The sequence below is a fragment of the Clostridiales bacterium FE2011 genome (assembly GCA_017569305.1).
Classification (GTDB): domain Bacteria; phylum Bacillota; class Clostridia; order Christensenellales; family Aristaeellaceae; genus Aristaeella.
Genome location: CP069418.1, coordinates 2,277,765 through 2,291,076, shown reverse-complemented (window position 1 = coordinate 2,291,076; position 13,312 = coordinate 2,277,765). Strand labels below are relative to the sequence as shown.

The following is a 13,312-nucleotide window of genomic DNA, read 5'->3' as shown; positions in this document are numbered from 1 at the left end:
GCGCTTTTTCATGCCCGCGGAATAATATGCAGTTTTATTTTTCGCCCTCTGTGCTTTATTTCATCATGTGAGTATGCTATCTTTCTTACGGTAAATATTCACCCCGTACCTGATGAAAGGAGCGTCCCGAAATGGCAGCCCGCAAAAAAAGGATGTCCCCCGCCCAGCGGCGTTCCCTTGCCGCAGCCCGTGACAATATAATGCGGCGCAGAATTGAGCGGGGCGCCTGGATTTTTTTCCTCATTGTGATCATTACAGCAGGGATAGCCATCGGGATCAGCCAAAAAAACAACGGCGTCAAATCATTCGCGGTTGAGCATCCCGCGGCTTTCATTCTTATCAGTGTGCTTTGCGGCGTGTTGATCGGTTTCTATCTGTATATGACTGCCCGGAAAAATCATTCGCGCCGTCCCGACCCTGAAGAGGATGAGGACCAGGAAAACGGAATTTCACGCAAGGCACGGAGAAACGCCGCCCGGAGAGCGTCCCTTCAGAACGCACAGGCTGCGGGTGAACCCCGCCTCTATCCCCTGATGAACACAAAAACCGAAAACAACAATGATTCCGGCCCTGCCGAAACACAGCGTTCCGCCCGTTCCTGACAAGACCTCCGCCCGTCCGGGACAAAAATTGAGGATTGCTTCGTTATATTGATGAACATGCTTAAGGTTAAAGGAGGAATGTGTAAGATGTTCATCAATCACCACGGAAAATCTATTCTCATGCGGCTCCTGGGTGTTCTGCTGGCCGCTGTCCTGATCATGGGTTCTGCCTTCGCGGAAGGAAACGATACATTCTTTGCGCAGTTTAACGGGATGACCTGGAGTTTCTGCAGCGGCGCCGGCGCCTGGAGCACGGATCTCAAAATCCAGCCGGACGGCTCCTTCAGCGGAGACTACCATGACAGCGATATGGGAGATAAAGCGGAAGCCTATCCGAACGGTACCGTCTATATCTGCTCCTTCTCCGGCAAAATGTCCCTTGTGGAGCAGGTGGATGAAAACTCCTGGAAGCTCCGTGTGGATGAACTGAGCTATACCGAACCCAATGGCAAGGAAGTCTTTGAGGACGGATGCAAATATATTTATACCGACGTTTACGGTCTCAGCGCCGGAGATGAAATGATGCTGTACAAACCGGGCACCCCGGTGGACAGCTTCACGGATGAAATGAAGTTCTTTGCCCATGCCTTTGATCTCACCGTTCTGCCTTCCTGGTACTTCTACAGCGTCAAGAACAACAGCGGTTTTGAAGGCTTCAAGTCCGAGCCCGATCAGTCCGCCGCCATCACAGATATCCAGGACGCATCCATGGCCAATCCCTGGGAAGTCATGACCGCTGAAGAGCTGCAGAACACCATCGGGATCATGTTCCACGCGCCGAAGGACGCGGAACAAACGGCTTATCGCTGGTTTGCTGCCGCCAGTCTGGCGGAAATGCAGTTCATCATGAAGGGCGGAGACTATACCTTCCGCGCCCAGCCTGTTGCCCTGGATGTGGGCGAGATGCCGGACATCTCCGGACTGTATTACACCTGGGAAAACCAGGAGTCTGTAACGGTTGCCGGATTCAACGGCCTGATCGGCCAGGCGAAAACCGAAACCGGGGATACAGTGGAGCGCGTCCTGTGGTATGACAACACCACGGGTACCATGCATTCCCTTGCCGTGCTCGCCCATGACGTGGACGGCCTGGACCTGGCCGCTGTCGCGGAGCAGATCGTGCTTCCCGCAGTGGAATAACAAATGAATTCAGCCCTTACCAGATAACGCGCCATTCATGGCGTGTTTTTTTTGCCCCGCCCTGGTCGGGATCCCCGTAAGGAACAAAACCGGCAGTTCAATCGTTAGAATGTAAGGAACCTCCCCCAGAGCAACATCGCCCGGAAAAACACCGGTGACGAAGACTTGTAAAGGAGTTTTACAGTATGAAAAAGATTATTCTGTTGGTCTTAGCCATGGTTTTGCTGGTATCAACCGCCCTGGCGGAAGATCTTTCCAGTCTGACAGACGAGGAACTGAAAGCCCTGTATGATCGGGTGGCTTGCGAAATGGCCGGCAGGGATCTCTTTTCAAAAGTACCGGACGATCCGGATAGTGAATTAAAAAACCGCCTGTATGAATTTATGTCTCTCTGGTACGAACAGGATATTGCTGGTATGGTCTACTACAGCACATCCGACTGGCAGGCAAAGCAGGATAATCCCCAGGCATCGATGTACTCTATCCTGAAAAACAGACGGCCCCAATACTATGAACTTCTCTCTGTCTCCGGAGATCCTGACGCTGCAGTCCGGTATGCAGAGTGCAATGTTAATATAGACTGGAACACCGGCAAAATACCAGAGACATACAACATGCTGATCACCATGGTGCTGGAAGAAGACGGCCTCTGGCATGTCGAGCCCACCAGTCTGGAGACTGATAAAATACCGGAACCGACCCTGGTGCCGGAGCTGACGCCCGCCCCTGAAGAAGCGCAGGATGAGTCCTTAAAAATGCGCCTGTATGAATTCATGTGCCTGTGGAGTGAAAACGATATTGCGGGCATGGTGAAATACTGCTCTTCCGAATGGGCAGCGCAGCAGGAAGATCCGGCAATGTCCCTGTTTGGCATCCTGAAAAACAGGACGCCCATAGTCTATGAATTGGTCTCTGTTTCCGGATCCCCGGCGGATACGACCCGGTCTGTTGCGTGTAATGTTGAAGCCGATCTGCATACCGGAAAAGACTACAAGACATACGAGTACCAAATCTCAATGGTTCTGGAAAACGGCCTCTGGTATGTCGATCCTGCCAGTATTGTGGCAAATTACACCTCGGAACCGACCCTGGTGCCGGAGCTGACGCCCGCCCCTGATGGGGCAGCGGCCGGCACTGCCGGGGATATCATAGATGCAGAAATAAAAAACCGCCTGAATGAGTTCATCCTTTTCTGGTCCGCGAACGATTGCCCGAGCATGGTAAACTACTGCACTTCCGACTGGAAATCAAAGCAGGAAAACCCCCAGGCTTCGCTGCTTGCGGTTCTTAAAAACAGGACAGCTGTCACTTATAAACTCAACGCTCTTTTAAAAGCTCCTGACAATAAATCCTGTACTGCATCATGCAATATTGAAATAGACTCGAACATCGGTAAACCTCACAGGATATATCTTTACATGATCTCCATGGTCCTGGAAAAAGACGGCCTCTGGTATGTCGATCCTGCCAGTCTGGCAACCAATGAAATACCGGAATCAGCCCCGGTGCCGGAGCAGACGCCCGCTCCTGCTGCGGAAATCACCGGAGACACCATCCTGTATTACAATCCGGAGGGTGGATCAAAATACCATCTGGATCCGAACTGCAAAACAGTCAATCCGAAGTTTCTTCCGCTGCAGGGTACCTTCCGCTATTCGGAAGTGAACGACCCGCAGTACCAGGAACTGAGGACCTGCCATATCTGTCTCGCACCCGAAAGGCCGTCAGGCGATTCCGGTGAGCTCTCACCTTCAGATTACACCCAGAAGGCATGGGCATTCACCCCTGAAATCTACACCTTAATACAGAACAATCCGGACAGCATTCTCAACCAGTCATTCTGTATCAAAGGCATGGTACAGGAGGTCCTTTCCGAAAACCCGCTGACCATACTGATCAACACCGGCGATGACGGCGAATCCCTGCCGGTCATCATCGAAAGCCCTGACGCGGACAAATTCCACTGGGAGAAAGGCTGTAAGTACCAGATTTACGGGGATTTTGTTGCCGTGAAGGACAACATGCCCGTGCTGGCCGCCCGCTTCAGCTTCACCTGGTAAAACTGCCGCATAATAAAACGGAGACAAGGATTCGTTTCCTTGTCTCCGTTTATATTTTTATTTCTTCCGGGAGGCTTTCCATGCCGCACTGCACAGAAGCAGTCCCAGGAGACTGAACAGGATCAGGCCGATCCATATCATCGGCTGACCGTTATCGCCGGTTTTCGGCACCGGCCGCGGTGTTGCTGTCGGAGCCGGAGTCGGCGCAGGAGAAGGTGTCGGGGATGCCGTCGGGGATATCGTCGGGGAAGCCGTCGGAGAGACCGTCGGGGAAGCCGTAGCCGGCGCGGTTGTAACAGGCGCTGCCTGACTGACGGTCAGGGTCGCTTCCGCCTCTCCGTCTTCAAAGGTAATTACGATCTTGTGCTCTCCGGCGGCCAGCGAATCCAGGTACCCTGCCTTCAGCGTCAGGACCAGGCTGCCCGCGGTCTTGCTGTAATTTCCCTCGCCGACAGGATTCCCATCCACGGTGACGCTTTTAAAGCTGTCAAATGTCACCGCGTCCCGGATGCTGCGCTTAACCGTAAAAACAAAGTCTTTCCCGCTGCCCTGGATATACCCGTCTCCTTCCGCTGTAACGGAATAAACCGGATCCTCTTCATAGGTATAAACATAGACGGTGTCCTGAGTGAGTACCGTTTCCGTATCCGGCGTCACGTCCCAGCTGCCGGCCTTGCAGCTGGCGGCAGGTTTTGTGCCGGCGCCGGGAATCTGCTCCGTCTTCAGTTTCAGCGTATCCCCTTCGAAGCCGGTCAGCACGGCTTCCATGTCATCGCTGCCGCCCTGGTCCCATTCACCGTTGACCACGCGGAAGATAACCTTCACGCTGACCCCGTCCCGGACCGTCAGGCTGCCCGGTACATACTTGATATCGTAATTGCCGGTCATATCCTGCTCTTCGTTGTCCGTGATCCGGGCCGCGGACGGAACGATTTTCCCGTTTTCCACTTTCAGCGTAACCGCGCTGAGGGTATGGCCGTCTGCCAGGCCGTCCGCATCCACATAGCCTACGCCGGTTTCAGGCTGGCTGCCTTCCGTAACTGTCTGGGCTTTCGCTGTCACGGAAACCGCTCTGGGGCTGATAACCACTGTGACACACTTCCTGCCGGAATGGCTGTGGGTGCTGTCGCCGGCCGCCCGGTACCAGACGTAATAGGTTCCCGCATCGATACCTGTTGGAATCTCTTCGCCCCAGCCGAAAACAGGAGCATCTTCCGCGTTCTTGCCGAGAATATACTGCATCGTACCGTCCTCAGCCTTCCCGGCGGTAACAAGCGCAACAGCCGAACCCGTATAGTTTTTATCCTGCCCCTGGGGCACGGTTTTGACGGTTGCAGAAGGTTTTTCCGGCCATATCGCTTTTACCTTGATCACTCCGTCTACTGCGCAGGAGCGGGTAATCAGTACTTCCGTTCCCACTTCACCGATCAGATCCACGCCGTTGACTTCCCAATGGCTGAATTTCCTTCCCTCCGGCGGTTCAAAGCCGCAATCCGGAAGCACCACCTTTCCGCCTTCACTGACCGTTTCGGATTCCATAGTGCCAAAGCCGCCGTTGGGATCATAGACAAGTTTAAACTGCACGGACGGGAAACCCGCTTCTTTATAGTCCAGCGTTTTTCCCGTCTTATCAACCGGTATGCCTGTCGGCTGTTTCCACCGGTCATAACCCACGCCGGACACCTCATTGACCACGGTACCGGAAAAGGCTTTTCCGCTATCCAGGAAGGCCTGTGTTTCCACAGAAACAATCTCTTTTTTGATCGTGACCTTGGAAGCGCTGATGCCGCCGCTTCCGCCAATCGCTTTGACTGAACCGCCGCTGAAGACCAGCGGACCGTTACAGATGATTGCCGGGCCGCCCCAGGTGTCGTACATTTCAGCATTCAGGCTGCCGGAACCGCCGATGGTTACAGTACAATCGGCTTTGGCGCTCCTGATGACGTTATCCTCATCATAGGCCCATTCCTTGCCCTGGATCACGGAGTTTGTCCCCTCAAGGAGAATTGTCAGGTTATCGGTGCCGTTATAGTAGATCGCGGCGTTTCTGCCGGCTGTATACTCATACCCCAGCCCGTTGTAGCTGTAGTCCTTCAAGGTGAGGGTATGGGAAGAGGGGTCATACTTCCAGTGGTTTTCCTCCAGGCTGCCGCAGTTTTCATCGGTAACCTGTGTTCCACCAATCCAGAGAGGATACTGAGTCGCGGATGTTCCCAGTGCGGCGGTGCAGGCTGCAGCAAAAACAAGGCATAGCAGCAGGCATGCCAGAACCTTTGTCCTGTTGATCATTTCTGTGTCCTCTTTTCACGCGGCAGCACCGGTGCTTTGCCCGGAAACCGCAAATCACAAATATTGTACATACTCTTTCTTATAATTTCAACATCAAAATATGCGTTTTCCTTTCCCTACCCAGGCGTTTCGCTTTGTGTTATACTCTCACCGAAAATATCCCAGCGGGAGGAGCGGGTCATGCAGATCCTTTTTATCCTGGAAATCATCGGTACCATAGCCTTTGCGATTTCCGGCGCGATTGTCGGCATTCAGAAAAAAATGGATATCTTCGGCGTAAGCATTCTGGGCCTCACGGCGGCTGTCGGAGGCGGTATCCTGCGGGACCTGATCCTGAACATCACCCCGCCCGCGGCTTTCCAGAATCCTGCCTTCGCGGCGACTGCCATCGTCGTCAGCATCCTGGTTTTCATTCCGGCGATCCGGAACGTCTTTGAACACGGGAAGAAGTTCTATGAAGCTGTGATCCTGATCATGGATTCCATCGGCCTGGGACTGTTCACCGTGGTCGGCGTCCAGGTGGCCACTGCCGCCATGCCGGAACGGAACCTGTTCCTGATCACCTTCGTCGGTGTGCTCACCGGTGTGGGCGGCGGCATCCTGAGGGATGTGTTTGCAGGGAACACGCCCTATATTTTCATCAAGCACTTCTATGCCTGCGCCTCCATCATCGGGGCGTGGACCTGTGCCCTGCTCTGGCCTTATACCGGCTCTGTCACCGCTATGATCGCCGGTGCGGCCCTGACCGTCGTCCTCCGCCTGCTGGCAGCCCGCTTCCGCTGGAGCCTGCCGAAGGCAAAGTGAGGGGAAAATGCAGTATAAGGAAATCAGCCTGCAGGAGCTGGATCGGTACGCCCCGGAGATGTTTTCCATCTTGTCCGCCAATATGGCATTGATTCATCCCGAGGAAACCGTGTCCGGGGATGATTATGTCCTCTGGAAAGCCTACCAGCAGGAGCATTTCAGCGAAAAGACCTTCATCGTTTTTGAAGACGGGGATACCCTGGCCGGATACTTCCAGTACTCCCTGCGGGATCATGATCTTTTCATTGAGGAAATTGAAATCCGGCCGGACTACCAGGTGCGGTATAACATCCTGGGCAGCCTGCTCCGGTTTGTCCGGGAAAGAATCCCGGATCATATCACCACCCTGTCCGCCTATATCAACAAGAATAATCTGCGGTCATATACCGTCGCGGAAAAGCTCGGCCTGTCGGCAGTCGCGGAAACTGCCTCCGGAAAAAGCCTTCTGTATTCGGGAGATATCCGGCGGCTGCTGCACCGGAGCCACGATTCCGCAGCGGCAAAACACAAGCAGGAAGACGGAGAAGCATAACATGAAAATCGGAGTCATCCAGGCAAGTTCACAGGCTTCCAAAAACAGCCTGATCTACAATACCGTCAGGAAATATGCCCCGGAGGCGGAAGTGATCAACTTCGGCTGCACGGAAGACGAGCAGGAACGCTACAGCTATATCGAGATCTCCCTGCTGGCCGGGATGCTGCTTGCCAGCGGAGCGGTGGACTTTATCGTCACCGGCTGTTCCTCCGGCCAGGGCATGATGCTCGCCTGCAACAGCTTCCCGGGCGTGCTGTGCGGCTATGCGCCCACCCCGGCGGATGCGTATCTCTTTGCCCAGATCAATAACGGCAACGCCGTTTCCCTTCCCCTGGGAGAAGAATACTCCTGGACCGGACCGGAAAACTTTGAGGCCACCATTGCCCGGCTTTTCTCGGAACCTTTCGGCCAGGGCTGGCCCAAGGGAGAATCCGCCCGGAAGCTCCGGGATACGGAACTGCTAAAGAGCATCCGCCGCAGCTCCCAGGTATCTGCAATTGAATTGTTGAATTCCCTGGACAAGTCCGTTCTGAAAAGCATCCTGCGTAAAAAGAACGTTATCGAGTACATAAAGACGCATGGAAACGAAGAAATAAAACAATTCATAATTCACAATTCATAATTCATAATTATTTGCTTATACGCCAAATGGAGAATATATACGCATGGAAATACGCATTATTGACAACGACATCCGCCTGATTCCTTACTATCGCAACGACGAGGTTTCCCTTGCCTGGTACCAGGACCTGGACGTCTGCAAACAAGTGGATAACATTGACCACACCTATGATCTGGAAACCCTGCATAACATGTATGATTACCTGTCCTCCCACGGTGACTGCTATTATATCGAGTACCGGGGCGTGCTGGTGGGCGACGTCTCCCTGCGGGAGAACAAGGAAGTCGCCATCGTCATCTGCAAGGAATACCAGAACAGGCATATCGGCCGGAAGTGCGTCATGGATATGCTGAAGCTGGCAAAAGAGAAAGACTATGACAAGGTCGTCGCCAACATCTACTCCTTCAACGAACAGAGCAAAAGCATGTTCCAGGCGCTGGGCTTCGTGCAGACCGGCGAAGAAGACTTTGAACTGATACTGTGAGGACTCCATGGATATTCAGCGCATAGACAACTATACAGATACCCGTTTTTCAAAGACCGTGCTGGAGCAGCACGGCGCTTACCTGATTGACGGTGATCCCTATGAAATCGAAATCACAGGCCCGTCGGAAGCAACAGTCCGCGGGAAAGATCCGGCCGCGTATGCGGAGCTGATTGAGGAATTCCGTTTCCACGCGCCGCATATCGTCCGCTTCTTTGATGAAACCGGTTCGCCGCTTGCGGAGTATCCTGTTCCGGAGATCATCGAGGTGAAACCGGAGCAAATCCAGCCTTCCCAGTTCTTTGTGGATGAGGAAAAACTGGCCGCCATCCGGACCTTTATCCATCAGCCGGAAGACGTCATTATCCAGGTGCTTCCCTGGAACGGCCGTTTCATCTCCCTGGACGGCCACACCCGCCTGTACGCTGCCGTGCAGGACGGTTTCCCGTTCGTGAAGGCGGTCATCAGCGAAACGGATGACTGGGTCTGGCCCTTTGTCCGGGAAGCGGAAAGAAGAAACATCCTCAGTCCCCGGGATCTGATCCTGCTTTCCCATGACGATTACGAGGTTCAGTGGAACCAATACTGCGATTCCGTTTTTGCGCAGCAAGATCCCGGTGCGGACGGTTAACCGATCCTATTTTTCCAAAACAGTCCTGTATTCAGGATTGTTTTTCATTTACACTGTATCCATATCAAAACACACTGCAGGAGGAAGAGTAAAGATGCTTGAATTTCTCGTTGAAGCAGCAGATGTCGTACTGGACGTTATCATTAACATATTCTCGGCGAAGCGGCGGAAGCTCAAAGCCCAGCGCAAAGCGGAGGAAACCGGAGGAACCAGTGAACACACCGAAGATGAACAGGGACAATAATGTGCCTGTGATCTGTCCGTACTGCGGACAGGAAATGGATGACGGAGAAGTCATGAGCAACGGCCCCTGTGCTCTCTACTGGTTGCCATCTGATCCGGAGCGCAGGGCTTTGGCCTTCCGTGGGGGCCGCGGCCTGCTTAAAAATGTTGTTTCCGGGAACCTTGTACAGATTTCTATAAAGGGAAATTACTGCCACACCTGCAGGAAGCTGATCATCCCCACGGAGATCCAGCCCTGACTCACCTCTCTGTAACCTCATAATCAAAATCCTCATACAAAGCGCCGGTGTCAAGCAAAGCCTTGTCACCGGTTTTTCCTTTGACCGGGACGCCCTTTTTTGCCACCCGGTTATAAATCCATCCGCCGGAAAGGGTAACCGGGCTGTTGGGCGGATCAATCCCGGCGTCAATATATTCCCGGATACCCTCCGCACCCCGCTGTCCGGCATTCTCCAGCCCGGCCTGCGTACCGGGAAGATCGCCTTTGGCTGCCGCCTCGCAGGCTTCCATCAGGCACTCCGCCATTTCCGCCTGCAGGGTTTCCCTTGCCAGGGCCGGCCGGACCACCGGCCGGGGCGGAATCCGCATGACCGGCGATCCCCGGGTATGGATGGCCAGCAGGAACTTTGACCGGGCGGAAGCCCCGGACGTCAGGCCCACGTCCACCCGGTGCATTTGCAGATACTTCAGGCATTTTGCCCGTTTTTTGATTTGATCCGTGTTCTCTGTGACTGTGATCTTCAGCATATGTTCACATTTTGCGCATGCGAAATACATACAGACATTTTACAATCATGGTGGAGGATTCCATACAGAAAGGAGATTCCTATGGAAAAGAACACCCCTAACATTTCCAGTTCCCTGCGTCATGAGATCCTGAGGATTCCCGAGGCCACCTATGCGGCCACCGGGATTATCATCAACGGCCGGCGGATCAAGAGCCTGGTATTCACCACAGACCTGGCCATCATCCGGAACTGTGACGCGGACGCTGTTTTCGCTGTATATCCCTTTACACCCCAGCAGGTCATCAGTGACGCGATCATCAAGGCGTCCTATATCCCTGTTTTCTGCGGCGTCGGCGGCGGCACCACCCAGGGCCTGCGCACCGTCACCCTGGCGAAGGACGTGGAATGCCAGGGCGCCATGGGCGTTGTGCTCAACGCGCCGATTACCAACCCGAACCTGAGCGCCGTTGTCAAGGCGGTGGATATCCCCGTCATCATCACGGTCACCAAACCGGATACGGATATTGAAGCCCGGCTGGACGCCGGCGCCTCCATCCTGAACGTCGCCGGCGGTGCAGCAACGCCGGATATTGTCCGCAGCATCCGGGAGCGCTTCCCGGAGGTTCCCATCATCGCCAGCGGCGGAAACACAGATGAGAACATCGAGAAGACGATCCAGGCCGGGGCAAACGCCATCACCTACACCCCGCCCACTACCAACGACCTGTTCAAGGCCCTCATGGAAAAATACAGGGAAGAATAATCCCTCAGGGAATATAGACTGACCGGCTGTACAGCCGGATCAGCGACAGCAGCTGCAGTCCAAAGGTGGTTTCCGGCAGATCCGCCAGGGCCGTGGACGCAGCGGAAGAAGCAGAGGAGGCGCCGGCCGCGTAAGTGACCGACACCTCCCCTGCTTTTTTACCTGTAATCCGCTGCGGCGGCTGCCCTGCCGCGGCGATCTGTTCCTTGGTTGCAGCGATCCCATCCGGCAGGGCTGTGCGGGCATACAGCGTCAGCTTATGCGCCGCGTACAGCCGCCGGGCCTCCTCCGCGTCCTCCGCCGTGAAGGCGGAGAAGCGGGCATTGGCCTGGGCAATACAGGAGGATAAAACAAAAGCGGGCGTAAAGCCCGCAAATTGTGGATAATAGGATTTAAACTCCGATTCTGTCAAAATTTGATTCCTCGTACAGGTCGCTCAGATCCGGAAGATCCAGCTTCACGCAGTTCTCAAAGGCGTCGGAGCCGACGTTTTCCAGTTCCTCCGGCAGCTCGATTCTTTCCAGCGCCAGGCAATTGGAGAAGGCCTTGTCGCCGATCACTTCCACCGGATCGGGAATCACGATTTCCTTCAGCGTGTAGCAGCAGAAGAAGGCGCTCTCACCGATTTCCTCCAGATCGTCCGGCAGCCGGATGTCTGTCAGGGCAACACAGCCGGAGAAAGTGAAGGGATTGATCGAGTAAGTCCAGGAAGGCATCACAATATTCCGGAGGGACTGACAGCGGCAGAAGGCCTTGGCGCCGATGAAGCTGCAGGTATCCGGTATAAAGACGTTTGCCAGGCTGATGCAGCCGTCAAACGCTTCGCTGCCAATGTAGTCCACCGCGGCGGGCAGGGTTACACTGGTCAGGCTTTCGCAATTCTGGAAGGCGCCTCCGCCGATGTAGAACAGCTCATCCGGCAGGATCAGCTCGGTCAGGCTCTTGCAGCCCGCGAAGGTGTTCTTGCCGATGGTGGTCAGGTCCACAGGCAGGCGCACGGAGGTCAGGCTTTCACAATTCCGGAAGGCCATTTCCCCGATGAAGGTGATGTTTTCCGGGAAAACCAGTTCCGTCAGGGCAGTACATCCCTGGAAGGCACGCTCCGCAATGGAGGTGACCTTCGCCGGGAAAGTGATGCTCTTCAGCTTGCGGCAGCCGTTGAAGGCGTCCGCGCCGACAGTGGAAATACTGGTATCATGCAGGTTGATATACCGCAGGTTGTCACACTGGTAGAATGCCCGCCGGCCGATCGCCCGCACCGAGTCGAAAACGACCACCTGGGCCAGGCTTTCGTTGCCGTAGAAGGCGGACGCGCCGATAATGCGGGTTCCCTCCGGCAGTGTGTACACGCTGTATTCCTTGGTCATGGGATAGCAGATCAGGCGGCCGTCATCCCGGCTGAACAGTACTCCGTCGTTCAGGTACAGGTTCGGGTTCCCTTCGGCAACCGTCATGTCCGTCAGCCAGTCGCAGCCTTCAAAGGGATTCATGCCGACCTCCGTCAGGGTGGCGGGCAGGATCACCTTCTCCAGGTTGGCGCAGCGGCGGAAAGCGTAATCCCCGAGGTAGATCAAACCGTCTTTGATTTCCAGCTCTTCCAGGTAATCATCCGCCTGGAAAGCGGAAGGCCCGATGGCCGTAACCTTAATGCCGTTCAGTTCCTGCGGAATAACCAGGGAGGTTTCCGTTCCTTCATACAGGATGATCTCCGCAGTGCCGTCATGCTGGATGATATAGGTGTAATCCCCAGCCTTCTGGCTCTGCTCCGCAACAGCGGCCGGAAGGATACAGCAAAGGAAGAGTACGCAGATCATCAGAGCCGCTGCGAACTTTCTCATCCGTATCCCTCCCATCATGCTGTTCTATTCTGCCTTTTCGTGTCATATAATCATATCGTGTTTTCGCCTGTTAGTCAATTTTTTTGTTGTTTTCTGCCGCAGTGGAATCCACCTGTGGCGCGGTTTTTGCGGCGTTCTGCTTCCGGCCGGACGTATTCGGGCGCGTTTCCCCCTCCGGAGAGGAGGCGGCAGGCACTTTCCGGCCTGTCGCGTCCGTGCCCTCCAGCGGCTCCGCTTCAAGCTTTTTCCGCTGTACGGAGGTCACTGCCGCCTCCAGGGAACCGTCGTTGAGCAGCATCTGGAACAGGGGATCCTCGCGGATGGCCTCCGGGGCTTCCCGGAAGGTCAGGCGCGTTTCCGGGGTAACCCGGTGAATCACTGTGCCGGTATGATCACGAAACTCGGCGCAAACGCGAGAGAGAATAAGCATGTTTTTCTCCTTTCAGGAGAAATCAGGGAGGAGGTAGGAAGTAGGAGGTAGGAGGTCTATTTACTTCCTTCCCATTTCCTGACTGATTTCTGCTTTCAATTATAATGTTTTATGTTAAGATCCTGATAGAGACACAGCCAGGG

16 protein-coding genes are annotated in these 13,312 nt (G+C 54.7%); 11 read left to right on the top strand and 5 right to left on the bottom strand.

Annotation, left to right across the window (positions count from 1 at the left end):
- The first annotated feature begins 131 nt into the window (after nucleotides 1-131).
- The 3 genes from JRC49_10340 to JRC49_10330 all read left to right on the top strand — a co-directional run bounded on the left by JRC49_10340 (nucleotide 132) and on the right by JRC49_10330 (nucleotide 3,802).
- On the top strand, nucleotides 132-602 hold the full coding sequence (locus tag JRC49_10340; GenBank protein QTE70198.1) for a hypothetical protein: 471 nt from the start codon (nucleotides 132-134) through the stop codon (nucleotides 600-602).
- Nucleotides 603-689: 87 nt separating this feature from the next.
- Entirely contained in the window at nucleotides 690-1,742 is a 1,053-nt protein-coding gene (locus JRC49_10335) for a hypothetical protein (GenBank protein ID QTE70197.1), read from the top strand.
- Between the two features lie 185 nt (nucleotides 1,743-1,927).
- Nucleotides 1,928-3,802 (top strand): hypothetical protein, encoded by a 1,875-nt coding sequence (locus JRC49_10330; protein QTE70196.1) that lies wholly within the window; start codon nucleotides 1,928-1,930, stop codon nucleotides 3,800-3,802.
- 57 nt (nucleotides 3,803-3,859) lie between these two features.
- On the opposite strand, the gene JRC49_10325 is transcribed toward JRC49_10330, so the two are convergent.
- Complete coding sequence (locus JRC49_10325; protein QTE70195.1) at nucleotides 3,860-6,091, bottom strand: hypothetical protein; 2,232 nt, start codon at nucleotides 6,089-6,091, stop codon at nucleotides 3,860-3,862.
- 180 nt (nucleotides 6,092-6,271) lie between these two features.
- On the opposite strand from JRC49_10325, the gene JRC49_10320 reads away from it, so the two are divergent.
- From JRC49_10320 to JRC49_10290, 7 genes are all read left to right on the top strand, one after another.
- Nucleotides 6,272-6,895: a TRIC cation channel family protein gene (locus JRC49_10320; protein QTE70194.1), complete on the top strand. Its 624-nt coding sequence runs from the start codon at nucleotides 6,272-6,274 to the stop codon at nucleotides 6,893-6,895.
- Nucleotides 6,896-6,902: 7 nt separating this feature from the next.
- Nucleotides 6,903-7,427 (top strand): GNAT family N-acetyltransferase, encoded by a 525-nt coding sequence (locus JRC49_10315; GenBank protein ID QTE70193.1) that lies wholly within the window; start codon nucleotides 6,903-6,905, stop codon nucleotides 7,425-7,427.
- 1 nt (nucleotide 7,428) lies between these two features.
- Nucleotides 7,429-8,052: an RpiB/LacA/LacB family sugar-phosphate isomerase gene (locus JRC49_10310; GenBank protein ID QTE70192.1), complete on the top strand. Its 624-nt coding sequence runs from the start codon at nucleotides 7,429-7,431 to the stop codon at nucleotides 8,050-8,052.
- Between the two features lie 43 nt (nucleotides 8,053-8,095).
- Nucleotides 8,096-8,536 (top strand): GNAT family N-acetyltransferase, encoded by a 441-nt coding sequence (locus tag JRC49_10305; protein QTE70191.1) that lies wholly within the window; start codon nucleotides 8,096-8,098, stop codon nucleotides 8,534-8,536.
- 7 nt (nucleotides 8,537-8,543) lie between these two features.
- Entirely contained in the window at nucleotides 8,544-9,167 is a 624-nt protein-coding gene (locus JRC49_10300) for a hypothetical protein (GenBank protein ID QTE70190.1), read from the top strand.
- 94 nt (nucleotides 9,168-9,261) lie between these two features.
- Complete coding sequence (locus JRC49_10295; protein QTE70189.1) at nucleotides 9,262-9,411, top strand: hypothetical protein; 150 nt, start codon at nucleotides 9,262-9,264, stop codon at nucleotides 9,409-9,411.
- The gene (locus JRC49_10290; GenBank protein ID QTE70188.1) at nucleotides 9,395-9,649 is read left to right on the top strand and encodes a hypothetical protein; all 255 of its coding nucleotides are present in this window, start codon (nucleotides 9,395-9,397) and stop codon (nucleotides 9,647-9,649) included. The genes JRC49_10295 and JRC49_10290 overlap by 17 nt, the downstream gene beginning before the upstream one ends.
- 1 nt (nucleotide 9,650) lies before the next feature.
- Here the strand turns inward: JRC49_10290 and JRC49_10285 are convergent, their stop codons facing one another.
- A complete protein-coding gene (locus JRC49_10285; GenBank protein QTE70187.1) occupies nucleotides 9,651-10,157 on the bottom strand; it encodes a hypothetical protein in 507 nt (168 codons plus the stop codon).
- An 81-nt stretch (nucleotides 10,158-10,238) separates the two neighbouring features.
- Between JRC49_10285 and JRC49_10280 the strand changes: the two genes are divergently transcribed.
- A complete protein-coding gene (locus JRC49_10280; GenBank protein ID QTE70186.1) occupies nucleotides 10,239-10,901 on the top strand; it encodes a hydrolase in 663 nt (220 codons plus the stop codon).
- Nucleotides 10,902-10,905: 4 nt separating this feature from the next.
- Here JRC49_10280 and JRC49_10275 read toward each other — a convergent pair whose 3' ends face one another.
- The 3 genes from JRC49_10275 to JRC49_10265 form a co-directional block, all read right to left on the bottom strand.
- Nucleotides 10,906-11,313 carry a DUF4054 domain-containing protein gene (locus tag JRC49_10275; protein QTE70185.1) on the bottom strand — a complete coding sequence of 136 codons (408 nt, stop codon included), beginning with the start codon at nucleotides 11,311-11,313 and terminating at the stop codon, nucleotides 10,906-10,908.
- A complete protein-coding gene (locus JRC49_10270; protein QTE70184.1) occupies nucleotides 11,294-12,739 on the bottom strand; it encodes a leucine-rich repeat domain-containing protein in 1,446 nt (481 codons plus the stop codon). Before JRC49_10270 ends, JRC49_10275 begins: the two co-directional genes overlap by 20 nt.
- A 70-nt stretch (nucleotides 12,740-12,809) precedes the next feature.
- Complete coding sequence (locus tag JRC49_10265) at nucleotides 12,810-13,169, bottom strand: hypothetical protein (GenBank protein QTE70183.1); 360 nt, start codon at nucleotides 13,167-13,169, stop codon at nucleotides 12,810-12,812.
- Between the last annotated feature and the right edge of the window lie 143 nt (nucleotides 13,170-13,312).

What these genes read in the sequence shown, in the direction of transcription:
- JRC49_10320 (QTE70194.1), top strand. Translation starts at nt 6,272, where the DNA reads ATGCAGATCCTTTTTATCCTGGAAATCATCGGTACCATAGCCTTTGCG.
- JRC49_10285 (QTE70187.1), bottom strand. Translation starts at nt 10,157, where the DNA reads ATGCTGAAGATCACAGTCACAGAGAACACGGATCAAATCAAAAAACGG.
- JRC49_10340 (QTE70198.1), top strand. Translation starts at nt 132, where the DNA reads ATGGCAGCCCGCAAAAAAAGGATGTCCCCCGCCCAGCGGCGTTCCCTT.
- JRC49_10310 (QTE70192.1), top strand. Translation starts at nt 7,429, where the DNA reads ATGAAAATCGGAGTCATCCAGGCAAGTTCACAGGCTTCCAAAAACAGC.
- JRC49_10300 (QTE70190.1), top strand. Translation starts at nt 8,544, where the DNA reads ATGGATATTCAGCGCATAGACAACTATACAGATACCCGTTTTTCAAAG.
- JRC49_10305 (QTE70191.1), top strand. Translation starts at nt 8,096, where the DNA reads ATGGAAATACGCATTATTGACAACGACATCCGCCTGATTCCTTACTAT.
- JRC49_10280 (QTE70186.1), top strand. Translation starts at nt 10,239, where the DNA reads ATGGAAAAGAACACCCCTAACATTTCCAGTTCCCTGCGTCATGAGATC.
- JRC49_10290 (QTE70188.1), top strand. Translation starts at nt 9,395, where the DNA reads ATGAACAGGGACAATAATGTGCCTGTGATCTGTCCGTACTGCGGACAG.
- JRC49_10330 (QTE70196.1), top strand. Translation starts at nt 1,928, where the DNA reads ATGAAAAAGATTATTCTGTTGGTCTTAGCCATGGTTTTGCTGGTATCA.
- JRC49_10265 (QTE70183.1), bottom strand. Translation starts at nt 13,169, where the DNA reads ATGCTTATTCTCTCTCGCGTTTGCGCCGAGTTTCGTGATCATACCGGC.
- JRC49_10325 (QTE70195.1), bottom strand. Translation starts at nt 6,091, where the DNA reads ATGATCAACAGGACAAAGGTTCTGGCATGCCTGCTGCTATGCCTTGTT.
- JRC49_10295 (QTE70189.1), top strand. Translation starts at nt 9,262, where the DNA reads ATGCTTGAATTTCTCGTTGAAGCAGCAGATGTCGTACTGGACGTTATC.
- JRC49_10335 (QTE70197.1), top strand. Translation starts at nt 690, where the DNA reads ATGTTCATCAATCACCACGGAAAATCTATTCTCATGCGGCTCCTGGGT.
- JRC49_10315 (QTE70193.1), top strand. Translation starts at nt 6,903, where the DNA reads ATGCAGTATAAGGAAATCAGCCTGCAGGAGCTGGATCGGTACGCCCCG.
- JRC49_10270 (QTE70184.1), bottom strand. Translation starts at nt 12,739, where the DNA reads ATGAGAAAGTTCGCAGCGGCTCTGATGATCTGCGTACTCTTCCTTTGC.